At 71.0% G+C, this 23,609-nt stretch carries 16 protein-coding genes and 1 pseudogene; 7 read left to right on the top strand and 10 right to left on the bottom strand.

Annotated elements, in window-relative coordinates; genetic code table 11:
- Positions 1 to 5 precede the first annotated feature (5 nt).
- Positions 6 to 455: pseudogene (locus tag ACFQ0P_RS06730) on the bottom strand (DUF998 domain-containing protein); the annotation flags it as partial.
- Between ACFQ0P_RS06730 and ACFQ0P_RS06735 the strand changes: the two are divergent.
- Together ACFQ0P_RS06735 and ACFQ0P_RS06740 are read left to right on the top strand one after the other, a co-directional pair.
- On the top strand, positions 345 to 689 hold the full coding sequence (locus ACFQ0P_RS06735) for a hypothetical protein (protein WP_204977745.1): 345 nt from the start codon (positions 345 to 347) through the stop codon (positions 687 to 689). The pseudogene ACFQ0P_RS06730 and the gene ACFQ0P_RS06735 sit on opposite strands and share 111 nt — an antisense overlap.
- A 285-nt stretch (positions 690 to 974) precedes the next feature.
- A complete protein-coding gene (locus ACFQ0P_RS06740; RefSeq protein WP_204977747.1) occupies positions 975 to 2,810 on the top strand; it encodes a DEAD/DEAH box helicase in 1,836 nt (611 codons plus the stop codon).
- A gap of 169 nt (positions 2,811 to 2,979) precedes the next feature.
- Here ACFQ0P_RS06740 and ACFQ0P_RS06745 read toward each other — a convergent pair whose 3' ends face one another.
- Positions 2,980 to 5,127 (bottom strand): intein-containing Rv2578c family radical SAM protein, encoded by a 2,148-nt coding sequence (locus tag ACFQ0P_RS06745; protein ID WP_378771714.1) that lies wholly within the window; start codon positions 5,125 to 5,127, stop codon positions 2,980 to 2,982.
- A gap of 242 nt (positions 5,128 to 5,369) precedes the next feature.
- On the opposite strand from ACFQ0P_RS06745, the gene ACFQ0P_RS06750 reads away from it, so the two are divergent.
- Positions 5,370 to 6,281: a M15 family metallopeptidase gene (locus ACFQ0P_RS06750; protein WP_204977749.1), complete on the top strand. Its 912-nt coding sequence runs from the start codon at positions 5,370 to 5,372 to the stop codon at positions 6,279 to 6,281.
- Between the two features lie 189 nt (positions 6,282 to 6,470).
- Positions 6,471 to 7,634 (top strand): acyl-CoA dehydrogenase family protein, encoded by a 1,164-nt coding sequence (locus tag ACFQ0P_RS06755; RefSeq protein ID WP_204977751.1) that lies wholly within the window; start codon positions 6,471 to 6,473, stop codon positions 7,632 to 7,634.
- A 224-nt stretch (positions 7,635 to 7,858) separates the two neighbouring features.
- Here ACFQ0P_RS06755 and ACFQ0P_RS06760 read toward each other — a convergent pair whose 3' ends face one another.
- From ACFQ0P_RS06760 to ACFQ0P_RS06780, 5 genes are all read right to left on the bottom strand, one after another.
- Complete coding sequence (locus ACFQ0P_RS06760) at positions 7,859 to 8,431, bottom strand: ECF transporter S component (protein ID WP_204977753.1); 573 nt, start codon at positions 8,429 to 8,431, stop codon at positions 7,859 to 7,861.
- Positions 8,428 to 9,303: a siderophore-interacting protein gene (locus tag ACFQ0P_RS06765; RefSeq protein WP_204977755.1), complete on the bottom strand. Its 876-nt coding sequence runs from the start codon at positions 9,301 to 9,303 to the stop codon at positions 8,428 to 8,430. Before ACFQ0P_RS06765 ends, ACFQ0P_RS06760 begins: the two co-directional genes overlap by 4 nt.
- 76 nt (positions 9,304 to 9,379) lie before the next feature.
- Positions 9,380 to 10,219, bottom strand: coding sequence for an energy-coupling factor transporter transmembrane component T (locus ACFQ0P_RS06770; protein WP_204977758.1), 840 nt, complete (start codon positions 10,217 to 10,219; stop codon positions 9,380 to 9,382).
- Positions 10,216 to 11,979 carry an ABC transporter ATP-binding protein gene (locus tag ACFQ0P_RS06775; protein ID WP_204977760.1) on the bottom strand — a complete coding sequence of 588 codons (1,764 nt, stop codon included), beginning with the start codon at positions 11,977 to 11,979 and terminating at the stop codon, positions 10,216 to 10,218. Before ACFQ0P_RS06775 ends, ACFQ0P_RS06770 begins: the two co-directional genes overlap by 4 nt.
- 72 nt (positions 11,980 to 12,051) lie before the next feature.
- Positions 12,052 to 12,603 carry an ECF transporter S component gene (locus ACFQ0P_RS06780; protein WP_204977762.1) on the bottom strand — a complete coding sequence of 184 codons (552 nt, stop codon included), beginning with the start codon at positions 12,601 to 12,603 and terminating at the stop codon, positions 12,052 to 12,054.
- A 141-nt stretch (positions 12,604 to 12,744) separates the two neighbouring features.
- Here ACFQ0P_RS06780 and ACFQ0P_RS06785 point away from each other — a divergent pair, with 141 nt between their 5' ends.
- Entirely contained in the window at positions 12,745 to 16,320 is a 3,576-nt protein-coding gene (locus ACFQ0P_RS06785) for a S8 family serine peptidase (RefSeq protein WP_204977764.1), read from the top strand.
- 67 nt (positions 16,321 to 16,387) lie between these two features.
- Here the strand turns inward: ACFQ0P_RS06785 and ACFQ0P_RS06790 are convergent, their stop codons facing one another.
- Both ACFQ0P_RS06790 and ACFQ0P_RS06795 read right to left on the bottom strand, forming a co-directional pair.
- Complete coding sequence (locus tag ACFQ0P_RS06790) at positions 16,388 to 17,389, bottom strand: pirin family protein (protein WP_204977766.1); 1,002 nt, start codon at positions 17,387 to 17,389, stop codon at positions 16,388 to 16,390.
- An 18-nt stretch (positions 17,390 to 17,407) separates the two neighbouring features.
- Positions 17,408 to 17,728 carry a GNAT family N-acetyltransferase gene (locus ACFQ0P_RS06795; RefSeq protein WP_204977768.1) on the bottom strand — a complete coding sequence of 107 codons (321 nt, stop codon included), beginning with the start codon at positions 17,726 to 17,728 and terminating at the stop codon, positions 17,408 to 17,410.
- A gap of 94 nt (positions 17,729 to 17,822) precedes the next feature.
- Between ACFQ0P_RS06795 and ACFQ0P_RS06800 the strand changes: the two genes are divergently transcribed.
- Complete coding sequence (locus ACFQ0P_RS06800) at positions 17,823 to 20,375, top strand: DEAD/DEAH box helicase (RefSeq protein ID WP_204977770.1); 2,553 nt, start codon at positions 17,823 to 17,825, stop codon at positions 20,373 to 20,375.
- Positions 20,376 to 20,484: 109 nt separating this feature from the next.
- Here ACFQ0P_RS06800 and ACFQ0P_RS06805 read toward each other — a convergent pair whose 3' ends face one another.
- Positions 20,485 to 21,357, bottom strand: a complete 873-nt coding sequence (locus ACFQ0P_RS06805) for an SDR family oxidoreductase (protein WP_204977772.1) — start codon at positions 21,355 to 21,357, stop codon at positions 20,485 to 20,487.
- Between the two features lie 162 nt (positions 21,358 to 21,519).
- On the opposite strand from ACFQ0P_RS06805, the gene recQ reads away from it, so the two are divergent.
- The gene (gene recQ, locus ACFQ0P_RS06810) at positions 21,520 to 23,520 is read left to right on the top strand and encodes a DNA helicase RecQ (RefSeq protein ID WP_204977774.1); all 2,001 of its coding nucleotides are present in this window, start codon (positions 21,520 to 21,522) and stop codon (positions 23,518 to 23,520) included.
- The last annotated feature ends 89 nt before the right edge of the window (positions 23,521 to 23,609 follow it).

A 23,609-nucleotide genomic window follows, 5' to 3' on the forward strand; every position in this document is an offset into this window, starting at 1 on the left:
AGCGTGATGAACCCCGCGGTGAGGAGCACCATTCCGGTCGCGAGGAGGACGACACACAGCGTCGACGCGATCCGGAATCCGCGGCTGAAACCCGGAATCCCCAGGCTCGTCGCGACGATCGCGAGGAGCGAGAGGCCGAGTCCGGCCGCCGCGAAGTCGTGGAGGACGACGCTGACCGGGATGGGGATGAGGCCGACGACGGTCAGGTGCATGCCGGCCGAGACGACGGACACGCGGAAGGCACGGACGGTTCGACGCCCGGTCGTGGTGGGGAGTACTGTGACTGCGAGGACGCCGTAGGTCGCCAGGAGGAATCCCGACACGATCGCGGTGCCGTTGAAGACATGGCCGGACACGTCGTCGAACGTGCCGAGCTGCGAGAAGTGCAGCTGCCACCACAGTGGGTCTCGGGTGGTCAGCACCGCGACGATGACGCCGGCCGCGAGGGCGGCCATGGCGGCGTGGCTGAAGTGATGGGCATGGTGATGAGCCCGGTGTCGCGGCATGGCCGGGCCGACGATCGGGGTGACGCTCAAGCGTTCGGGAGGGGCGAGGAGGGTCAACGGACTCACGTTCTTCAGGTGCGGCGAATCCCGAATCGCCCGAATCCCCATACTCGAACGCTTCGGGAAACGTCGCGCTATGCGGACGCGATCCCCAGATCAGCGGTGGTGCCGCTGCGCTCATGATAACGCTTCAAAGATGTAAACCCCCAGGGTGTATCCGAAATCGGGCATGGGACTGTTCCCAGGGAGCTCCGTTACGCTAGATTGGTCGGCTCTGGACACCGCGTTCTCGCGGATGGGTTTGTGAGTCCTGGGGGCCGATGGTGGGGACGCATCCGTCCCGACGACCATCAGATCGAATGGCCCCCGGCCGACGAAAGTCCGGGTATCTCCTCGCCGCGTCCGCGGCGTCGCACGCGCGCGACCGGGAGAGCTGTTCTCACGAGCACAACCCAGAAGGACACCCGCATGCCCAAGAACAAGAAGCCCGCCGGCGGTCGCCCCGCGAAGAACTTCGACCCCCGCTACTCGGCGAAGACGAGCTATCAGGACCGCAAACGCCGACCCGGGGAGTCCTCCGCCGGCAAGCCCGGCAGCAAGAGTGCCGGACACCGCGGCCACCGTCCGGAAACGACGGATGCCCCACCCAAGCGCCGGTGGAACGCATCGGAGCGCGCGGGCCGTGACGAGGCACGAGGCATCCGCACGCACGCCCGCGGGCGCGACGACCGGCCCGCTCGGTCGTACGACGACCGGCCCGCTCGGTCGTACGACGACCGGCCCGCTCGGTCGTACGACGACCGGTCCGCTCGGAAGATCGATGACCGCCCGCGTCGGGATGACCGCCCGGCACGGTCGTTCGACAGCCGCGCGGGTAGGGATGACCGGCCCCGTCGTGACGACCGGCCCGCCCGGTCGTTCGATGACCGGCCCCGTCGGGATGACCGGCCCCGTCGGGATGACCGGCCCGCTCGGAAGCACGACGACCGCCCCCGTCGCGATTCCCGGCCGAGCCGGCCGGAGCGCGGCGCGCCCATCCGCACGGCCGCGCACGAGGCGCGCGTCGACGTGGTCCACGAGCGGCTGCAGGCGGAGGCCGTGCAGGCCGGCGAGGTCGCGGACCTGAGGTTCGGCGACGTCGGCCTCGGCGAGAACATCGTCCGCACGCTCGCCGAGCTGGGCGCGGTCACGCCGTTCGCGATCCAGGCAGCCACCATCCCACCGATCCTCCAGGGAGCAGACGTGCTCGCGCGCGGCCGAACCGGATCGGGCAAGACGATCGCGTTCGGCGCCCCGCTCGTCGAGAGCGTGCTGCGCTCCCAGGCCGGTCAGCGCCGCGAGTTCGGCCGGGCGCCGAAGGCGCTCATCCTCGCGCCGACCCGTGAGCTGGCGCTCCAGATCGATCGCACCATCCAGCCGATCGCGCGGAGCGTGGGCCTCTTCACGACCCAGATCTACGGCGGTGTGCCGCAGGGCCGTCAGGTCGGCGCGCTCCGGAAGGGCGTCGACATCATCATCGGAACGCCCGGCCGCATCGAAGACCTGGTGCAACAGGGCAAGCTCGACCTCTCCGGCATCCGCATCGCCGTCCTGGACGAGGCCGACCACATGTGCGAGCTCGGATTCCTCGAACCCGTGCAGCGCATCCTGCGGCTCACCGCGGACGGCAGCCAGAAGCTGCTGTTCTCGGCGACGCTGGACCGCGAGGTCGCCGCTCTGGTGGACGAGTTCCTCGTCGATCCGGCCGTCTACGAGGTCGCCGGTGAGGATCAGCAATCAGGCACCATCGACCACCGGGTCCTCGTGATCGACCACCGCGACAAGGCCGAGATCCTCGCATCCCTCGTCGACCGCGAGGGGAAGACGCTCGTCTTCGCCCGCACCCGCGCGTACGCCGAGATGCTCGCCGAGCAGTTCGACGACGCCGGCATCCCGGCGCTGGCCCTGCACGGCGATCTCAATCAGGCCAAGCGCACCCGCAACCTCGAGAAGCTGACCTCGGGCCGTGTCCAGGTGCTCGTGGCGACGGATGTCGCGGCACGAGGCATCCACGTCGACGACATCGACCTCGTGGTGCAGGCGGATGCCCCCGACGAGTACAAGACGTACCTGCACCGTTCGGGGCGCACCGGCCGCGCCGGCCGGTCGGGAACCGTCGTGACGCTCATCACCCGTCAGCGCCGTCGGCGGATGACCGAGCTGCTGGACCGCGCCGAGATCGATGCGCCGTTCGAGGATGCCCGTCCCGGAGACGACGTCCTCGAGGAGCTCGCGGGCCGCCAACTGTCGAACGTCGACGCCTGACCGGCGCTCGCCGCTCCCGCCGCGCCCCCGAGACGCAGTGTGCCGCCGAGGCCTAGGGTCGCCGAGACCCACACCTTTGTGCGAGATCGCCACCGAATCGCTGTGGTGCTCGCACAAAAGTGTGGTTTTGAGGTTGTGCGGCGGGCGCGGGCGTCGCGGCGGGAGTGGCTCAGAACAGGCGGGGCTCGACCGGCGCGACGCGCGGGACGGTCGGGCGCGCGCCGGCGGCCGCGCGACCCCGCGACGTGACGACGACACCGGCGGCGCGCGCGTCCGCGCGTGAGGCGAGGCCCGGCACCGGGCCGCCCCGCGGGTGGTCGTCTTCGGCGCGCCCGTCCAGACCGTGCACGCGCAGCAGCGGGCGCACGCGCTTGGCGAGCCACGCGCGGTAGGCCTTCGGCGCGTTGGCGGACGCACCAGGGTAGAGCCCGAGGTACGACGACACGAGCTCCTGATGCTCCTGCTGGAGCCACTGCAGGAACCACTGCTTCGCGCCCGGGCGAAGATGCAGGGCGCCGTAGACGACGCGCACGGCTCCGGCCGCCTTGATGCGGGCGAGGGCGTCGTCGATGGCGGAGATCGAGTCGGTGAGGTGGGGGATGATCGGCATCAGGAAGACCGTCACTCGGAATCCGGCCTCCGTCGCCGCCCGCACGGTCTCGAGCCGCGCGGCCGCGGTGGGCGTACCCGGCTCGATGAGGTGCTGCAGCGCGTCGTCGAACACCGCGATCGACATGGCGAGCGAGACCGATACGTGCTGCGCGGCGTCCGTCAGCAGTGGAAGATCGCGGCGCAGCAGCGTTCCTTTCGTGAGGATCGAGAAGGGCGTACCCGACTCGGTGAGCGCGTTCACTATGCCGGGCATCAGCTTGTAGCGACCCTCGGCCCGCTGGTACGGGTCGGTGTTCGTCCCGAGCATGACGGGCTGGTGGGCCCAGCTGCCGCGGTTCACCTCCTTCGCGAGGACGTCGGCGACGTTGATCTTGACGATGACCTGCGAGTCGAAGTCGCGGCCGGCATCGAGCTCCAGGTACTCGTGCGTGCCGCGAGCGAAGCAGTTGTGACTCACGACGCCGTTCGCGATGAAGTCCCCGGTGGAGGTCGTGATGTCGATCATGTCGATGGTCTCGCCCAGGTCCTCGATCGCCGTCACCCTGAGCGGGGTCGTCGTCTTCACCATCGCGCCGATCGGATCGAGTTTGCGTGTTATCGCCGGTTGGGTGAGCTCGAAGAACCGGCGGCGAGCGGCCAACCCGCCGGTGAGCCGGATCGACACGACCCCGTTGGCGCGCGCAGGCTCGACCGCGAACACGAATCCGTGCGCTCGGAGGGCGGTCGTGATGGCCATCAGTATTCGCGCGTCCTTGTTCGAGATCCGAAGGATGCCGCGGCTGCAGCTTCCTTCGGCGTCGAACACGCCGGCAAGGAATCCGCGGGACCACTCGAGCGATGGGGTCGTCGGCCACTCGATCAAGGAGGAGATGCGCTCGTGGTCTGCACGGCGTGAGCTGAAGATGGCGTCGATCGCGCGGCGGGTCGTCGTCGGTGCGGAGAACGCATGGGAGCGAAGGGTCACCCCGGCACTCGTGAGATATGCGTGCGAACGATCGAGTGCTTCGCGGTCGGCGAGTGCGAGGCGGAAGCGATACGCCGTGTAGGTGCCTCCGCCCTTGCGGGGATAGTCCCGCCGGAGCATCATGCCGTCGCCTCGAACCATTCCGCAGAGGTATCCGGTCCGATACTCCTCGGTCTCTTCCGTCGCGGCTGTCGGTGTCGCGCCGGTGCCATACCCGATGAGTCGATCGTTGAGAGTGAGATGAGGGCGCTGCCCGCTGTCCGCCGGCCGGACGAACTTCCAGCCACGCGCGGTCAGGAAACGGTGGTCGCCACTCGCGACGATCTCCGTGCCGTCGCCGAGGCGCACCCGGTAGGCGGGTTTGCACGTGCCCCAGGTGGCCGCGACGACGGACGGCACGTACCGCCGATACGCGCCCTCACGCCTCGTGCCGACGACCACATCGCCGACGCTCACATCTCGCAGGGGCCGGGTGCGCCCGTCCGCCATGAGGATTCTCGTTTCGGGGTGCAGGCAATATACACACGCGTGACTGCATCCGCGGTAGGGGTTCACTGTCCAGTCGAAGGGCATCGCCGACGCGCCGGGGACATGGTTGAGCGCGGTCTTGCAGAGCACTTCGTGGAAGGTCACGCCCGCGAACTCGGGAGTCGTGACCGACTGCACGAGACCGTTCAGGTGTTCGAGACCGGGCAGGGCCGAGGCATCCGCCACACCCAGTTCCTGCCCCTGCCACCGCATGCCTCCATGGGAACAGATGTTCGATAGTCTGTCAAGTGCACCCTCGGTGCAGTCGAACCATCCGCGACGGATGCCCCGCCATTCGTCGGACCGCCGGCGCAGGGTCCACAATGGCCACTGTGATGGCGCCCCCACCGTCCGACTCCCCCACCACGCGCCGCGCCGCACGAGCACTGCGCGACGGGGACGCTCGGCGTACCCCGGAGGCCCCGGCCCGGCACGTGCGGCCCCGGCGCCCATCGATGCCGCGGCTGCTCGCCGTTCTCGCCGTCGGGGGCGTACTGCTGGTCGGCGGGACCGCGGCCGTCACGGCGATCGCGAACAGCGGGCGGCCGGATGCCGCGTCGGTCGCCGCCGGTCCCGAGGAACCGGCGCCGCCTCCGGTCTCGCAGCTGCCGGTCCCCGCCGTGGAGCAGACCGAGGTGTCGACCCGGATCTGCGACCGCCCCGAGGTGATCGCGGCCCTCGAAGCGGGCGACGACACCGCCGCGATCGCGGCTGCGGGCGGGGCGGAGTGGTTCCGCGCGGCTGTGGCCGGGGGCGACGCGCCGTGCATCGACCTGGGCGATCCGACGCGCGTGTGGGTGGTCATCAACAAGACGCGACCGTACGATCCGGTCGACTACTGGCCCGCCGGCATGATCTTCCCCGAGGGCGTGCGCAGCCTCGAAGGCGGGTCGCTGCGAGCGGATGCCTCGGCCGCACTCACCTCGATGGTCACCGCGGCGCGCGAGGCCGGCGTGGGCGAGATCGCGCTGCTGAGCGCGTTCCGTTCGTTCCCTTCCCAGACGGCGACCTACGGGCGCCATGTCGCCGCACGCGGGGTCGAAGGCGCTGACCTCGTGAGCGCGCGCCCCGGGTACAGCGAGCACCAGTCCGGCCTCGCCGGCGACGTGGTGGCGTGCGCCGGCCCGTGCGGGAGCCTCGATGACCTCGCCGGGACCCCGCAGGGCCAGTGGGTCGAGGAGCGATCGTGGGAGTACGGGTGGATCGTGCGGTATGTCGAGGGGACGACGGACATCACCGGGTATCTGCCCGAGCCGTGGCATCTGCGCTACATCGGCCCGGAGCTCGCCCGCGCCTACCACGACGGCGGCTGGAGCACCCTCGAGGAGTTCTTCGGCCTTCCCGCGGCCCCCGGCTATCTCGGCTGACCGCCCGGGCGGGCGAGGGTGGAGGCATCCCACAAAAGTCCGGGACTGAGTGCCACCGACGTTAGGACCGGATGCCATATCGATGCCTCCGTGTCGACCGCCGCCCCTAGGATTCGATGAGGGGTCGCCCGTGTCCGCGTCGGATCCGACGGCGGGGGCGTCCGCTCGAAGACGAGAGGGAGGGCGCATATGGAGCGCGACATCTACGACGAGGATCACGCGGCGTTCCGCGACGTGGTCAAGGAGTTCATCAAGCGGTACGCGTCCGACGAGAAGCGCAAGCAGTGGGACCGCGACGGCGAGATCGACCGCGAGACGATGCTCGCGGCCGGTGAGGCGGGCATCATCGGCCTCTCCGTTCCGGAGGAGTTCGGCGGCGCCGGGATGCTGCAGGACTACCGCTTCCGCTCGATCGTGCTCGAGGAGACCATCGGCGCCGGGCTCGGCTCGCTCGCCGGAGCGCTCGGCATCCAGGACGACCTCGCCGTTCCCTACGTCGTCCACATGGGCACGCAGGAGCAGAAGGAGAAGTGGCTCCCCGGCATGGCGACCGGTGAGATCCTCGGCGCGCTCGCGATGACCGAGCCGGGGGCGGGCAGCGACCTCCGCGGCATCAAGACGACCGCGAAGAAGGTCGACGGCGGGTACCTCGTCAACGGCGCGAAGACGTTCATCTCGTCGGGCAAGACGGCCGACATGGTCGTCACGTTCGTCAAGACGGGCGAGGGCAACCGCCCCGACGCCTTCAGCCTGCTGATCCTCGAGGACGGCATGGAGGGCTTCGACCACAGTAAGAAGCTCGAGAAGATGGGCTTCCACGGGTGGGACACCGCGGAGATGTCGTTCACCGACGTCTTCGTGCCCGAGGCGAACCTCATCGGGGGCAAGGAGGGCCTCGGGTTCATCCAGCTCATGATGAACCTGCCGCTCGAGCGTCTGTCGATCGGCGTCGCCGCCGCGGCGGCCGGCGAGGCCGCGTATGTCTGGACCCGTGACTACGTGCTCAGCCGCGAGGCGTTCGGCCAGCCCATCGCCGACTTCCAGAACACGCGCTTCAAGCTCGCCGACATGGCCACCACCGTCGACGTCATGTGGGCGTACAACGACCGCGCGATGATGCTCTACAAGGACGAGAAGCTCACCGCCGAAGAGGCCGCGAAGGTCAAGTTCTGGTCGACCGACCGCGAGTGGGAGCTCCTCGATATGGGCGTGCAGCTGCACGGCGGCTACGGCTACATCACCGAGTACCCGATCGCCCGCGCGTTCCTCGACGCCCGCGTCCACCGCATCTACGGCGGCACGAACGAGATCATGCGCGACATCGTCTCGCGCCAGATCGTCGGCAAGCGCTAGCAGCCGGCACGGACGACGGGCGGATGCTGAGGCATCCGCCCGTCGTCGTTCCGGCGTGCGGCGGCGCGGGTGTGCGGCGGCGCGGGTCAGGAGATCTGCCGGGCTCAGGATGACCTGCGCCCGGCACGGCCTGAGCTCGGCAGATCTCCTGACTGCGGCAGCCGGACGAGGCCGAGCAGGACCCGTGCGGTCAGCTCTGGCCTGCCGTCGGCTCCGGCGCGCAGTCAGCTCTGGCCGGCAGGGCCGTTCCCGGCGCCCAGCCCGCGGGAGGCGAGCCCGCGACGGCGGGCGAGGCGGGCGACCCCGGCGGCCTTGAGCCGGTCGGCGATGAGGATGCCGAGGCCGACGCCGGCGAGGCATCCCACGATCGTCAGCGCGAAGAAGGCGACCAGCGTCCACCCCGGCATCGACCAGAGGTCGAACGACGCCGCCGCGGCGACGGGATACACGACGCCCACGAAGACCGCGCCGGCGTAGTACTGCCACGTGCGCCACGACCGGTAGATCGCAACGAGGAACGGGATCTCGGCGAAAAGCGCCCACCACAGGGCCGCACCCAGGAACGGGAACGCCACGAGACCCGAGATGAGGCCGACGAGGATGCCGGCCAGCGGCCGCTCGAGCAGGCGCAGGGCGACCGTGGCCGGAAGCAGCCAGAGTCCGGCCAGCGCCACCGACGCGAAGGGAACGGTCGCGAACAGCGCGGATGAGATCCAGCCGGCCGCCCACAGGAGCACGCCGCCGGCCACGCCGATCGCCGCGCACGTCAGCAGGTACGAGGTCGTGAAGCGGCTCACGAGTTCGCCTCCGCGGAGGTCAGCTGCGACTTCGGGGTGGGCGAGGTGGAGCCTGTGCGCCAGTACCCGCAGAAGCTGACGAGATCCTTCGGCACTCCGCGGTCGTTCACGAGGTGGCGCCGACCCTCCGTCGCCAGGGCCTGCTCGCCGACGACGTAGGCGTGGAACGGGGCATCCGGAAGCGACGCATCGCGCAGGGCCTGAAGGGCGAGCGTCCCCGGCTTGGCGCCCTGCTCTCGCACGATCCACTGCACGCGGATGCCCTCCGGGCGGGCGAACTCGAGGGCGTCCTCGGCGGACGGGACCTCGATCACGACGAGGCCCGAGGCATGCGGCGGAAGGGAGGCGCACACGCCGGCGATCGCGGGCAGCCCCGTCTCGTCGGCGACGAGCAGGACGCGGTCCGTGCCGCGCTCGGGGTTGAAGGCGAGACCCTCGTCGATCACGACGACGCTCTCCCCGGGCTCGCACGTCTCGGCCCACCGCGAGGCCGGTCCGGCCGTGCCTTCCTCGGCCGAGCCGTGCAGCACGAAGTCGACGTCGAGCTCTGCGCCGCGCTCCTCCGTGGCGGGACGGAACGCGCGCACTGTGTAGTTGCGCATGACCGGCCGCACACCGTCGGGGATGCGCAGGTACCGCAGGTAGCCGAAGAGCTTGTTCGCCTTCGTGGGCAGCCGCTCGAGCCCCTCGTCACCGCCGAGGGGGAGGAACAGCCGGAACCACTGGTCGTAGCCCATCGGGCGGAACGCGGAGATCTCACCGCTGCCGAGGGTCACGCGCATCCAGTGCGGCGACAGGCGTTCGCGTCGCAGCACGGTGAGGTGCACGAGGCCTTGCGTGTCGGGCTTCACGAGTCTGCTGGCCGCGGCCATGATCCTCCGTCGGTGTCGGTGTCGGTGTCGGTGTCGGTGTCGGTGTCGGTGTCGGTGGGGGACGCCGCGGCGCGGCCTAGTCCCAGCCCCGCGGGAAGAACGTCCAGAAGATCGCCGCGGACGCCGCCCACAGGGCGAGGGTGAAGACGAGATCGCGCGCGCGGAGGGGGACGAGGTGCCGCTCGGTGCGATCGGGGTGGGCGCCGAAGGCGCGCGCATCCATCGCCAGCGCGACCCGCTCGGCATGCCGGATCGCTCCCGCCAGCAGCGGCACGACGTAGCCGAACCATCGTGCAGCCGCCGCGAACGGTCCCCGCCGGCCGTGCGCCCCGCGGACGCGATGGGCCTGACGGATGACGTCCAGCTCGTAGGCGAAGCGTGGCACGAACCGGAACGCCGCGAGGGCGGTGTAGCCGATCCGGTACGGCACGCGCAGGTGCTGCACGGCCGCGCGGACGAAGTCCGGACCGGTGGTGGACAGGCCGGCGATCAGGGTGAGGGCGACGATCGCCGCGAGGCGCAATCCCGTGGCGAGCCCGGTCTCCAGGGCGCCGGCGTAGAGCGTCCACCCGCCCACCTGGAGCAGTGCGGCGGTGTGATCGACGCGCGCGGGATCGGTCCAGATCGAGAACCCGATCCCGACGACGGCCGCGGCGAGCGGGAGGGCGACCAGGAGCGCCGCCAGCCGCGCGGTGAACCGCACCCCCACCACGAGGATCGCGAAGCTCAGCAGCACGAACGCCGCGGGAGTGGCGAGGTCGCGGACGAACACGAGCAGGACCATCGTGGGAAGCGGTGCCCCGAGCTTCACGAGCGGGTTGAGCGCGTAGAGGAAGCGGACGGACGAGGCGCGTTCCGGCTCGGCGTAAGGGTCGACGGTCCGTGGATCGCCGACGACCGTGATCGGGGCGGTCATGCGCCGGCACTCCCGCCGGGCAGATCGTCGATGCGCGCGACGCCGGCCAGCTCGGGATGCTGCGCCAGGCCCCGCAGGGCGCGTCGCAACGGCGGGAGCCGAAGTCCGGCGCGGTCGATCAGGGCGTCGTCCGCGAAGATGCGCTCCGTCGGACCCGCTGCGAGCAGGCGGCCGCCGTCGAGGACGATCGTGCGGTGGGCGTACTCGGTGACAAGTTGCATGTCGTGCGTGACGACCACGATGGTGGTGCCCTCGCCGTTGAGCTCGCGCAGGAGCCCGAGGAGCTCGTCGGCGCGTTCGCGGTCCTGACCGAACGTCGGCTCGTCGAGGAGCAGCACGGGTGCCCCGGCGACGAGAGCGGTGCCGACCGACAGGCGTCTCTTCTGGCCGCCGGAGAGGAGGAAAGGGTGCGCGTCGGCGCGGTCCTCGATGCCGAAACGGCGCAGCAGCGCCAGCGTGCGCTCGCGGACCTCGTCCTCGGGGAGATGCCGGCGTCGGAGCCCGTAGGCGATCTCGTCGAAAACCGAGTGGGTGATGAACTGGTGCTCGGGGTTCTGGAAGACGAAGCCGATGCGGGACGACAGCGTGCTCGCGTCGGCGCGCCCGACGTCGAGGCCGGCGACGCGCACGGTGCCGCGTGGCGGCGGCACGACGCCCGCCATCGCCTGGATGAGCGACGTCTTCCCCGCGCCGTTCGTTCCCACGACCGCGGCGAATTCGCCGGCGGGGATGTCGAGGTCGATGCCGTGCAGGACCTCGGTGCGCCCGCGACGGAGGCGGAGTCCGCGAACCGAGATGAGGGGATCGCGGGCGGATCCGCTCGTCGGCCGCGCTCGGACGCTCGACACGGAGGCGTGCGGGGGCGACTCGCGCCCGAGCGCCTCGCGGAGTTCGCTCGGCGTCAGCGGCAGTGGATCGAGAGCGAACCCCGCGCCGCGCAGGCGCAGGGCCGCGATCGTCGACACCGGCAGCCAGACGCCCATCGCGTGCAGCTCGTCGGCGCGGTCGCGGAGCACCTCGTCCACCGTTCCGTCGGCGCGGAGTCGCCCCTCCCTGTCGAGGACGACGACTCGGTCGACGAGGTCGACGGCCGCGTCGAGGTTGTGCTCGACGAGGAGGACGGAGCGGTCTCCGGTGGCGACGAGGTCCGCGAGCGCGCCGTAGACCTCCTCGATGCCGCGCGGATCGAGGTTGGCCGTCGGCTCGTCGAGTACGAGCAGGGGAGAGCCCATAGCCAGGGCGCAGGCGATCGCCAGGCGCTGGCGGCCGCCGCCGGAGAGGCGGTCGGGGTTCTCGGCGCGTCGCTCCCACAGGCCCACACGGCGCAGCGCCGCCTCGGCCCGCGCGAGGACCTCGGCCACCGGCATCCGGAGGTTCTCAGGCCCGAAGGCGACCTCGTCGAGCACGGTGCCGGTGACCAGCTGCGCGTCGGGATCCTGGAACACCATCCCCACGCGCGTGCTGAGGGCGGCGACGGTGCTCGTGGCCGTGTCGATGCCGTCCACCTCCACGGTGCCGGTGAGACCAGCCGGCACGGCGTGCGGGATCAGGCCGTTCATGGTCAGCGTCAGCGTCGACTTGCCCGACCCGCTCGGACCGAGGAGAAGCACCACTTCGCCCGGGGCGATGTCGAAGGAGACGGATGCCGGAGCCGCCCGCGACTCGCCCTCGTGGACGACCCCGAGCCCGCGCACGCGCGCGATCGGCTCGGCGCGATCCGCCGCGAGCGCGGCGGAAGTGTCGCGCTCCGGTGTGGTCACTGAACTTCCTCGAGGAGGGAACTAAGTGCAACCTAACTTAGCTCACCCTTACCGGGGTGGGTGTACGGCGGGTCAGGAGGTGCGCCGGCGCACGACCCCGGCGCGGCGCAGCGCGACGCCGATCGCGAGCCCGACCGCTGTCCACGCGACGGGGCCGAGGACCGACAGCGCGAGATACAGGATCAGCGCCCACAGCGGCAGCGCACCGAGGTCCGCGGCGAAGAAGACGGCGGCGGCCACGATCACGCCGATCACGAGGGCCGAGACGAAGAAGCGCCACGGCGCCCAGGAGCGGTAGCGCACGAGCGCGGCGACGAGCTCCTGGATGCCGCCGAAGAGGATGGCCGTGCCGATGAACTGGGCGGCGTAGATCGGTGCCATCGCGGTTCCGACGAGGGCGGCGACGCCGTGCGTGATGAGGGCCACCCACGGCAGACGGAGCGCCTCCTGCGCGACGATCCCGGGCAGGACGTGGACGCCCAGGACGAACCCGTAGAGCAGCGGCACGGCCGCGAGCAGCGGCACGGTGATCCACCCCGCGATGCCCCCCAGGATCCCCGCCGCCACGCCGATGGCGGCGCAGGTGAGCAGAACGCTCGTCGAGAGTCGGGAGGAGTTGACCACGTGCCAAGCGTACTGGCCGCCGTCTCTTCGTTTCTCACGGTTTCCTCATCTGCGACGGGTGATACGGAAGTTACGTTTGAGCCTGTTGCGCCCCGAAGTCGTGGCGCGGCAACACTCCTGCACACCGAGATGGGGGACTCCATGGGTCGCACCTCCGTGAGAGCAGCAGCGGTCGTCACACTCGCCGCACTGTTCACCGGCACAGCAACAGCCAGCTTCGCTGCCGCACCGGAGGAGGTGAACGCTCCGATTCCCATCGACCTCCCCGCGGGCCGCTACATCGTCCTCCTCGACGAGGCGCCCGTGGCGACCTACGACGGCGGCGAGCCCGGGCTCGCGCCCACCAAGCCGGACGAGGGCGAGAAGCTCGACGCGAGCTCGAGGGACGCCCAGCGATACTCCGCGTTCCTCGAGAATCGGCAGGACGACATCGCATCCGACGCGGGGGTGACGCCGGACGGCAACCTCACGGTGACCCTGAACGCATTCACGGCCAACCTCACCGCGGGCCAGGCGGCCAAGCTCGCCGGCAGCCGGGGTGTCCAGTCGGTCGTCCCCGACGAGATCCTGCACCCCGACGCCGTGCCGTCGACCGAGTTCCTCGGACTCGAGGGCGACACCGGGGTCTGGAACGCCGTGGGCGGCGTCGACGCAGCAGGCGCCGGCACTGTCGTCGGCGTGATCGACACGGGCATCTCGCCGGAGAACGCCTCGTTCGCCGGCGACCCGCTCGGCACCGCTCCGGGATCGGAGCCCTATCTCGTGGGCAACACCGTGACGTTCCAGAAGGCCGACGGAGGCGTCTTCCGCAGCGACCGCGTGACCGGCGAGCAGTGGAGCGCCGACGACTACTCGACGAAGCTGATCGGCGCCAAGTACTTCAGCGCCGGTGCCGCCGCGTCGGGCTACGACTTCAGCAGCGATCACATGTCGCCGCGCGACGCCGACGGGCACGGCTCGCACACCGCGGGCACGGCCGCCGGCAACCACGACGTCCCCGCCTCGGTGGAGGGCATCGACTTCGGCGCCGTCTCGGGCGTCGCGCCCGCCGCGAAGGTCGCGGCGTACAAGGCCTGCTACGTCGGTCCCGACGAGCTGGTGTCGACCGACGACATCTGCGCGCTGAGCGACCTGATGGCGGCGATCAACGCCGCCGCAGCCGACGGTGTGGACGTCATCAACTACTCGATCGGGGGCGGCGCGGCCACGACCACGTTCGCGACCGAGGACACCGCGTTCTTCAACGCCGCGGCGGCGGGCATCTTCGTCGCCGTCAGCGCGGGCAACGACGGTCCCGGCGCCTCGACGGCCGACCACGCCTCGCCGTGGTACACCACCGTCGCCGCGTCGACGATCCCGACGTACGAGGGCACCGTTCAGCTGCCCAACGGCTTCGAGGAAGCCGGTGCGTCGGTGACCGTGCCCTTCGGCGAGACCGTCACGGCACCCGTCGTGTACTCCGGCGACGTCGCCCTCGCGGGAGCGGCTCCGGCCGAGGCCGCGCTGTGCTTCCTGGACACCCTCGACCCGGCGCAGGTCGAAGGCAAGATCGTCGTCTGCGACCGCGGCACGAACGCGCGGGTGGAGAAGTCCCAGGCCGTCGCCGAAGCCGGTGGCGTGGGCATGATCCTCGTGAACGTCACGCCGGGTTCGCTCGACAACGACTTCCACTCGGTTCCCACGGTCCACCTCGACGCCCAGTACCGCACCGCGATCCTGGACTACGTGCGCAACACGGCCGACGCCACTGCGACGCTCGTGGGCGAGAACACGACCGGCGAGGTGACCCCGACTCCGGTGGTCGCCGGCTTCTCGAGCCGTGGCCCGATGCTGGCCGATGGCAGCGACATCCTCAAGCCCGACATCTCGGCGCCCGGCGTCGCGATCCTCGCAGCGACGCACAACGCCGAGGCCGAGGAGCCGACCTTCGGCTTCAAGTCCGGCACGTCGATGTCGTCGCCGCACATCGCGGGTCTCGCGGCGCTGTACCTCGGGGAGCGGCCGCTCGCCACTCCCGCCGAGGTCAAGTCGGCCATGATGACGTCCGCGTACGACACCGTCGGCGCGGATGGTCAGCCCGTCACCGACCCGTTCGCACAGGGCGCGGGTCACGTCGACCCGACCCGCTTCTTCAACGCGGGACTGATCTACGACAACGGGCCGGCGGACTGGCTGAGCTTCCTGCAGGGCAAGGATCTGTACGACTCGGGCGCCGAGCCCATCGACGGCAGCGACCTCAACCTGGCCTCGATCGCGGTCGGCTCCCTGTCGGGTCCGCAGACGGTGACGCGCACGGTGCGCGCCACCACGGCGGGGACCTACACCGCGACCGCATCCGTCCCGGGTCTCACGGCCGTCGTCGAGCCGGCCTCGCTCACCCTCGCCGAGGGGGAGACGGGCCAGTTCACGGTGACGTTCACGAAGACCACCGCCGAGGCAGAGCAGTGGGCGACGGGCTTCCTCACGTGGACCGGGCCGACGACGGTCCGTTCGCCGATCGCCGTGTACCCGGTGACGGCGGACGCACCCGAGGAGGTCGCCGGTGAGGGCATCAGCGGCAGCACAGCGGTCACCATCACCCCGGGAGTCTCGGGAGAGCTCGCGCTGAACCTCGGCGGCCTCGCGCCGGCCCAGCTGCAGACGGAGCCCCTGTTCCCGAACGGCGACCCGGTTCCCGGTCACAGCGGTGACGAGAACACCGGTGATGCGGACGGCTACTCGTACTACATCGTCGACGTGCCCGAGGGCTCCAAGCTCGCGCGCTTCGACCTCGACTCGTCGGATGACGAGGGCTCGGACCTCGACCTCTTCGTCTACCGCGTCGTGTCGGCCGATGACCTGCGGTACTACGAGACGTGGTCCTCGGCATCGGGTTCGGCGGATGAGTCGGTCGTGCTCGACGATCCGACGGCGGGGACGTACCTCGTCGAGGCGCACGTGTACGGCTACACGGACCCGTTCACGTGGGACCTCACCACCGCGGTCGTCGGTACCGGAGGAGAGGGCTCGCTGACGGCGACCCCGAACCCGCTGCCCGTCACCGAGAGCACCCCGACCGAGTACACGCTGTCGTGGACGGGACTCGCTCCCGAGACGCGCTACTACGGGGTCGTGCAGTACGGCGACTCCGCGGTACGGACCATCCTGACGGTGGACTCCGGTGCGGCTGCTCCGGTGAACACCACGGCACCGAAGATCACCGGATCGGCGAAGGTGGGCAGCACGCTCAAGGCCCACCCCGGCAAGTGGGATCCGAAGGAGGTGACCGTCGCCTACCAGTGGCTGCGTGACGGCGCCCCGATCGAGGGTGCCACGGCGGCCAAGTACAAGGTGACGAAGGCGGATGTCGGAACCGCACTGTCGGTCCGCGTGACGGCGACGCAGGAGGGCAACATCAACCCGGGCTCCGCCGAGAGCGCCTCGGTCTTCGTGAAGTTCTCGTCGACGACGGCGGTGACGATGAACCGCTACATCGGCACGTCTTCGCAGAACTACAAGGTGACGGTGCTGGTGAAGGCGTCGGGCGACGTCGCGGCCACGGGCACCGTGACCGTGTGGGTGAACGCCAAGAAGTACTCGGGCGAGCTCGCCGACGGGGCGGCGACGATCTCCCTGCCGAAGCAGAGCAAGGGGGTGCGCGTCGTGACCGGGTTCTACCCGGGCTCCGACCAGGTGGACTCCTCCGTGGGTCTGACGGGATTCCTCGTCACTCGCTGATCCGAACGAAGGCACCCGGGCTTCGGTCCGGGTGCCTTCGTCGTTCCGCGCCGGCGGAAACCGGCGATCAGACCCGGCGGCGCCGGCGCGTGAGCCGCACGGCGGGCAGCGGCGGTGCGGGGATCCACTCGTCGCCGTGATCGATCACGCGCCCGAACCTCTCCCCCCGGCTCTCCCACGCCTCGCGGGCCTCGACGATCTCCTCGTGCGTGCGGCCGACGAAGTTCCACCACATCACGATGTCGTCCTCGAACGGCTCGCCGCCGAGGAGGAAGAGCCGCGCACCCTCGCGGCTGGAGATCTCGATCGACGGACGATGGATGCCGAGATACAGCAGATGGGCGTTGTCTAGCTCGATCGACTCGGCGTCGGCGTGCACCGCGACGTCGCCGGAGATCCCGACCAGCGCGTGCTCCCACGCCGGGTCGAGCGGGACGCGGACACGCGAACCCGCCGGCACCCGGACCTCGGCACCGACGATCGGCGTGTGGACCGTGGCGGGCGAACGCGCGCCGGCGAGCTCGCCCAGCACCACGGTCGCATCGCCGGCGTCGCCGGAGACCGGCGCGAGGGCGACGTCGGGGAGCACCGCGTGCTGCTCGAACGCCGGTCCGCCGTGGCGGCGCGCCTCGGGAAGGGCGACCCAGAGCTGGAGCGCGTCGAGGGGCGCGGCATCCTCCCCTACGGAGTATTCCGAGTGCGAGATCCCGGCGCCGCTCGTCATCAGGTTGAGCGACCCTCGCCGCACCACGACGTCGTTGCCGACCGAATCGCGGTGGCGGACCTCGCCCTCGAGCGGCCACGTGACGGTCTGGAGTCCGATGTGCGGATGGGGCTCGACGCGCATGCGCGTGACCTGTGGCCCGAACCGGTCCAGGAAGCACCACGCGCCGACCAGCGGCAGATCCCGCTGCGGCAGCGCGCGGCGCACGTTCATCGCGCGCACGCCGCCGAGCGGGACCTCGCGGGCCTCCAGCAGCAGCGCGCGGGGGCCGTGGCCCGCGGTCTCCGGCTCGTGGTCCGGTCGAGGCGTGGTCGCGACGGCGTCGTCGGTGTCGAGTCTGGTCATGTCGACGGGCGGGTCAGATCACTCGGGGTGGGGCAGGTCGGGCCACACCACGCTCAGGCCCGGGACGTCGTGCTCGCGGATGTACTTCGCGACGACGGGGCAGTGCGGCACCACCGTCTCCCCCCGACGGGCGGAGTCCGCCATCGCCTCGCCGACGACGGCCTGCGCGAGGCCCCGGCCGCGGAACGCCGGATCCACCTCGGTGTGGGGGAAGCGCAGGCGTCCCTCGGAGTCCGGCCGGAAGGTCGTGAAGCCCGCGAGGACGTCGCCCACGTGGATCTCGTAGCGGCGCTCGTCGTCGTTGCGGGTGACGGTGATCTCGTCAGTGGAGGCGGGCATCGGCATCCTTTCGTCCTTCTCCTCAACGTACGTGTGCCCGAGGGTGTTCCGCCACTGGGCGCCCGGTCGCAGAAGCGACTGGCAGACTCGGGGGATGCCCGTCTCGCTTCTCGACGCCGTCCCGCGGGGAGCCGACGACGACACCGCCTACCTCGGCTTCGTCGAATGGGCGCAGGACCGCGGGCTCACGCTGTATCCGGCGCAGGACGAGGCGGTCATCGAGATCGTGTCCGGATCGAACGTCGTGCTCTCGACCCCGACCGGGACCGGCAAGTCGCTCGTGGCGGTCGCCGCGCACGCGGCCGCCCTCGCCCGCGGAGGCCGGACGTACTACACCGCGCCCATCAAGGCGCTCGTGAGCGAGAAGTTCTTCGCTCTCGTCGAGATCTTCGGTGCGGCGAACGTCGGTATGGTCACGGGCGACTCATCGGTCAATCCCGACGCCCCGATCGTGTGCTGCACGGCCGAGATCCTCGCGAACCTGGCCCTGCGGCGCGGAGCGGACGCCGAGGTCGACCAGGTCGTGATGGACGAGTTCCACTACTACGGTGATCCCGACCGCGGGTGGGCCTGGCAGGTGCCGCTCCTGCTCCTTCCACGCGCGCAGTTCGTGCTGATGTCGGCGACTCTCGGCGACGTCACCGCGATCGCGGACGACCTGTCGCGGCGGACCGGCCGGCCGACGGCCCGCATCACCGGCGTGGAGAGGCCGGTGCCGCTGTCGTTCTCGTACTCGCGCACGCCCATCCACGAGACGGTCGAGGAGCTGCTGGTCACGGGCCAGTCCCCGGTCTACGTCGTGCACTTCTCGCAGGCCGCCGCGATGGAGCGGGCCCAGGCGCTGTCGTCCATCCGGATCGTGTCGCGGGAGCAGCGCGACGAGATCGCCGAGGCGATCGGCGGTTTCCGGTTCACCACGGCGTTCGGGCGCACGCTCTCGCGATACGTCCGCGCCGGCATCGGCGTGCACCACGCGGGCATGCTGCCGAGGTACCGGCGCCTTGTCGAGACCCTCGCGCAGCGCGGGCTGCTGCGGGTCATCTGCGGCACCGACACGCTGGGCGTCGGTATCAACGTGCCGATCCGGACGGTGCTCGTCACGGCGCTCGCCAAGTACGACGGACAGCGGATGCGGCAGCTCAGCGCCCGCGAGTTCCACCAGATCGCCGGCCGTGCCGGGCGCGCCGGCTACGACACCGCCGGGACCGTCGTGGTGATGGCTCCCGATCACGAGATCGAGAACGCCGCGGCACTGGCGAAGGCCGGGGACGATCCGAAGAAGCTCAAGAAGGTCGTGCGCAAGAAGGCGCCGCAGGGGTTCGTGAACTGGAGCGAGGCCACCTTCGACCGCCTCGTCGACGCCGAGCCGGAGCCGCTCGTGCCGCAGCTGCAGCTCACCGCGGCGATGATCATCAACGTCATCGCGCGCGGCGGCGACGTGTTCGCGAACGTCCGCGACCTGGTGCGCGACAACCACGAGCCGCCGGCGCGGCGGTTCGAGCTCGCGCGCCGCGCGCTGGCGATCTTCCGCACGCTCCTCGCCGCGGACGTCGTCGAGGTCGATCGCGCGACGGGCGCCATCCGGCTCACCGTCGAGCTGCAGCCGAACTTCGCGCTCAACCAGCCGCTCTCGCCGTTCGCGCTCGCCGCGATCTCCCTGCTGGACCCCGAGGAGGCGCCGGGTGGCGCCGGCACCGGGCACTACGCCCTCGACGTCGTGAGCATCATCGAGGCCACCCTCGACGACCCGCGTCCTGTGCTCGCGCAGCAGCAGTTCCTCGCCCGCGGTGAGGCGGTCGCCGAGATGAAGCGGGAGGGGATCGAGTACGACGAGCGCATGGAGCTGCTCGAGGCGATCACCTACCCGAAGCCGCTCGAAGAGCTGCTCGCCCAGTCGTACGAGGTCTTCGCCTCGAGTCAGCCGTGGATCCGCGACTTCGAGCTCTCGCCCAAGTCCGTGGTCCGTGACATGTTCGAGCGTGCCCTGTCCTTCTCCGAGCTGATCTCGTTCTACCAGCTCGCCCGCAGTGAGGGACTCGTGTTGCGGTACCTCTCCGACGCCTACCGCGCGATCCGGCAGACCGTCCCCGCCGAGGCGCAGACCGAGTCCCTGCACGACCTCGTCGCGTGGCTCGGCGAGCTGGTGCGCCAGGTCGACTCGAGCCTGGTCGACGAGTGGGAGGCGCTGATCAGCCCCTCGGCGGATCCCGACGAGCCCGTGGTGCCGCCCGCTCCACCGTCCGTGCTCACCAACCGGCGCGCCTTCAACGTGCTCGTGCGCAACGAGCTCTTCCGCCGCGTGCAGCTCGCGGCGCTTCAGCGCGACGACGAGCTCGTCGCCCTCGACCCCGACGCCGACTGGCCCGCCGCCCTCGACGCGTACTTCGACGAGCACGACGAGATCCTCACCGGCGGGCCCGCGCGGTCGCCGCGGCTCGTCACGATCGACGAATCGGATGCCGCGGCCGCCGGATCGAGTGCCGCCGCAGGCGGTGTATCGAGATCATCCGGTGTCTGGAGAATCGAGCAGACGCTCGACGACCCCGCCGGCGATCACGACTGGCGGATCCGCGGTGTCGTCGACCTCGCCGCGTCGGAGGATGCCGGCACCGCCGTGGTGCGGATCACCGAGGTCGTCCGGCTGTAGGGGGCCGCGGCATCCCCCGCTGCAGTTTCGTGCAGATGCGCCGTCGCGCGACGCAGCGCTCGCCGGGAACTGCAGCGCGAACCCCAGCTGGCACCCGGCAGAGCCCCGCTCAGCCCAGGCTGAAGCCGCCGTCGGAGGTCAGCACCTGACCCACCACCCAGGCGCCGTCGTCGGTCGCCAGCCACGCGATGAGGCTCGCCGGGTCGGTCGGGCGACCGACCCGGCCGAACGGGGTGGTGCGGATCCACTCCTGGATCTCCTCCAGCGGGCGATCGGTCGTCTCGGGGTCGAGGTAGCCGGTGTTGACGGGTCCGGGGTCGATCGTGTTGAGGACGATCCCGAGTTCGAGCAGCTCGGCGGCGACGGTCGGGGTGATTCCCGCGAGCGCCGCCTTGCTCGCGGCATACGCGACCTCACCCCGCATCGGACCGTGGATCTGGCCCGACGTCATCCAGAACACGCGTCCGACGGGCGCTGCGAACGGCCCGGTCCGCGGGATGCGCTCGCCCGGCCGAGCCGTCGGCCCCGTCGGCGCATGGAGCAGGGCGAAGGCGCGGGTGAGCAGCAGCGTCGAGCGGGCGTTCGTCTCCCAAAATCCGTCGAGGGTCTCGGGGTTCATGTCGAGGATCGATCCGTCGCCGCCGGAGCGCGCGTGATTGCAGACCAGGATGTCGAGCCGGCCCGTGAGGGTACGGGCGGCGTCGATCACCTCGTCGATCGCGGCGGGGTCGCGGAGGTCGGCGTCGAGGTCGCCGAGGCGCGCGCCGTCGACCAGCGCGGACCGCAGCTCCGCCCGCACGAGGTCGAGGTCGTCGCCGCCCCACGGCTGTGCCGCGTCGTGGGGCGAGTAGTGGTGCACGAACACGTCGGCGCCGAGCTCGGCGAAGCGCTGCGCGACGGCGAAGCCGATCCCGCGGCGGCGCGAGACGCCGGTGACGAGAGCGGTGCGTCCGCGGAAGGGGAGGTGGGGGGAGCGGTGCATGCGATGCCTTTCCGATGTGCTGACCGGGAGTCCGGTCGGGCCCGGGATGGGAGGCGGTCATCGGCATTGCATGGGTCCGACCCTACCCGATGGCCCGTGCCGCTTCCTCCACAGGCCCGGACCGCGGAGGGAGCGTCGGATGCCGCGGCTACCCTGGAATCGATGAGCACTCCGCAGGGCGACCCGTACGCCGACCTCGTGTGGGATCCCGACGAGTTCGCGCCGCCGCCCGAGTTCGACGAACCGCCCTTCGACGAGTCCGGTGGGCGCTTCGGTGGGCGCGGTGGCGCAGCGCTGCCGCCCGCGAGCGCCCCGGAGCCGGCATTCGCTTCGGCGCCGCGTCGCGACTTCGTCGGCGCCGATCCGCGCGCGGTGCTGCACGAGGTGTACGGGTACGACGCCTTCCGCGGCGAGCAGGGTGCGATCGTCGAGCACGTGGTGGCCGGCGGCGACGCCGTCGTGCTCATGCCCACCGGCGGTGGCAAGAGCGTCTGCTATCAGGTCCCGGCGCTGGTGCGAGCCGGCACGGGCCTCGTGGTGAGCCCGCTGATCGCCCTCATGCACGACCAGGTCGACGCGCTCCTCGCCAACGGCGTGCGCGCCGCCTACCTCAACTCGACGCAGGCGCCGCACGAGCGTGCCGCCGTCGAGCGGGCCTATCTCGCCGGCGAGCTCGATCTGCTCTACGTCGCGCCGGAGCGGCTCAACACCGAGGCCACGCTCCGCTTCCTCGCGCGGGGAAAGCTCAGCGTCATCGCGATCGACGAGGCCCACTGCGTGTCACAGTGGGGGCACGATTTCCGTCCCGACTATCTCGCTCTCGGCGACCTCGCCGAGCGGTTCCCCGGTGTGCCGCGCCTCGCCCTCACCGCGACGGCGACCCCGGCCACGCATCGCGAGCTGACCGAGCGGCTGCGCCTCCCCGATGCCCGGCACTTCGTCTCGAGCTTCGATCGCCCCAACATCCAGTACCGTATCGACGCCAAGACCGATCCCCGCCGCCAGCTGGCGGCCTTCATCCGGTCGCAGCCCGAGGGCTCCGCGGGCATCGTGTACGCGCTCAGCCGCAAGTCCGTCGAGCAGACCGCCGAGTTCCTGCGCACGCAGGGCTTCGACGCCCTGCCGTACCACGCCGGGCTCGAGGCATCCGTCCGCGCGGCGAACCAGTCGCGGTTCCTGCGCGACGAGGGCGTGGTGATGGTGGCGACCATCGCCTTCGGCATGGGGATCGACAAGCCCGACGTGCGCTTCGTCGCCCACATCGATCTGCCCAAGTCGGTCGAGGGCTACTACCAGGAGACCGGTCGCGCCGGCCGCGACGGAGACCCGTCGGTCGTGTGGATGGCGTACGGCCTGGGCGATGTCGTGCAGCAGCGCCGCATGATCGACCAGAGCCCGGGCGACCGCGCGTTCAAGAACCGGCTCGGTCAGCACCTCGACTCGATGCTCGCGCTGTGCGAGACGGTCGGATGCCGCCGCCAGAACCTGCTCGCCTACTTCGGCGAGTCCGCCGAGCCGTGCGGCAACTGCGACACGTGTCTCGAGGCGCCCGAGACGTGGGACGGCCTCGTCCCCGCGCAGAAGCTGCTGTCGACGATCGTCCGGCTGCAGCGCGAGCGCGGACAGGCCTTCGGCGCCGGCCACCTGATCGACATCCTCCGCGGGTCCTCGACCGAGCGGATCCGGCAGCAGGGGCACGACGGCCTCTCGACCTACGGGCTGGGCGCCGACCTGTCCGAGCAGGACTGGCGCAGCGTCATCCGGCAGCTGCTGGCACGAGGCATCCTCGTGGCGCGCGGCGAGTACGGCACCCTCGCGCTCGGTGAGCCCGCCGCCGGTGTGCTCAAAGGCGAGACGCCGGTGCCGCTGCGGCGCGACGCCCTGGGTCGCGCGGGCGGAGCGCCGCGCGTGCGGAAGGTCTCGGCATCCGACACCCTCGCCGAACGCGACCGCCCGCTCTTCGAGGCGCTGCGCGAATGGCGCGCCGGGGTCGCCCGGGAACTGGGCGTGCCCGCATACATCGTGTTCGGCGACGCCACGCTGCGTGCGCTGGCCGAGGTCCGCCCGGAGAGCCTCGCCGACCTCGACGGCGTCACGGGTATCGGAGCCAAGAAGCGCGAGGCCTACGGCGAGGCCGTGCTCGACGTCATCCGCGCCGCGTGATTCGCGGCTCGTATGTGACGGCCTGGTCGATCCCCACGGGGCGGGGTGCTCAGCGCGCCAGCCACACGCGGCAGTTTGCGGCAGTCGCT

It is taken from the genome of Microbacterium insulae (genome assembly GCF_042677065.1).
In the GTDB taxonomy this organism is placed as follows: Bacteria; Actinomycetota; Actinomycetes; order Actinomycetales; family Microbacteriaceae; genus Microbacterium; species Microbacterium insulae.

Bases quoted from the DNA above. Each gene is read 5' to 3' on its own strand.
- ACFQ0P_RS06790 (WP_204977766.1), bottom strand. From the start codon at position 17,389: ATGACCAGACTCGACACCGACGACGCCGTCGCGACCACGCCTCGACCG.
- ACFQ0P_RS06735 (WP_204977745.1), top strand. From the start codon at position 345: ATGGCCGGACACGTCGTCGAACGTGCCGAGCTGCGAGAAGTGCAGCTG.
- ACFQ0P_RS06800 (WP_204977770.1), top strand. From the start codon at position 17,823: ATGCCCGTCTCGCTTCTCGACGCCGTCCCGCGGGGAGCCGACGACGAC.
- recQ (WP_204977774.1), top strand. From the start codon at position 21,520: ATGAGCACTCCGCAGGGCGACCCGTACGCCGACCTCGTGTGGGATCCC.
- ACFQ0P_RS06785 (WP_204977764.1), top strand. From the start codon at position 12,745: ATGGGTCGCACCTCCGTGAGAGCAGCAGCGGTCGTCACACTCGCCGCA.
- ACFQ0P_RS06745 (WP_378771714.1), bottom strand. From the start codon at position 5,127: ATGCGGTGGCAGGGGCAGGAACTGGGTGTGGCGGATGCCTCGGCCCTG.
- ACFQ0P_RS06740 (WP_204977747.1), top strand. From the start codon at position 975: ATGCCCAAGAACAAGAAGCCCGCCGGCGGTCGCCCCGCGAAGAACTTC.
- ACFQ0P_RS06770 (WP_204977758.1), bottom strand. From the start codon at position 10,219: ATGACCGCCCCGATCACGGTCGTCGGCGATCCACGGACCGTCGACCCT.
- ACFQ0P_RS06795 (WP_204977768.1), bottom strand. From the start codon at position 17,728: ATGCCCGCCTCCACTGACGAGATCACCGTCACCCGCAACGACGACGAG.
- ACFQ0P_RS06755 (WP_204977751.1), top strand. From the start codon at position 6,471: ATGGAGCGCGACATCTACGACGAGGATCACGCGGCGTTCCGCGACGTG.
- ACFQ0P_RS06805 (WP_204977772.1), bottom strand. From the start codon at position 21,357: ATGCACCGCTCCCCCCACCTCCCCTTCCGCGGACGCACCGCTCTCGTC.
- ACFQ0P_RS06750 (WP_204977749.1), top strand. From the start codon at position 5,370: ATGCCGCGGCTGCTCGCCGTTCTCGCCGTCGGGGGCGTACTGCTGGTC.
- ACFQ0P_RS06765 (WP_204977755.1), bottom strand. From the start codon at position 9,303: ATGGCCGCGGCCAGCAGACTCGTGAAGCCCGACACGCAAGGCCTCGTG.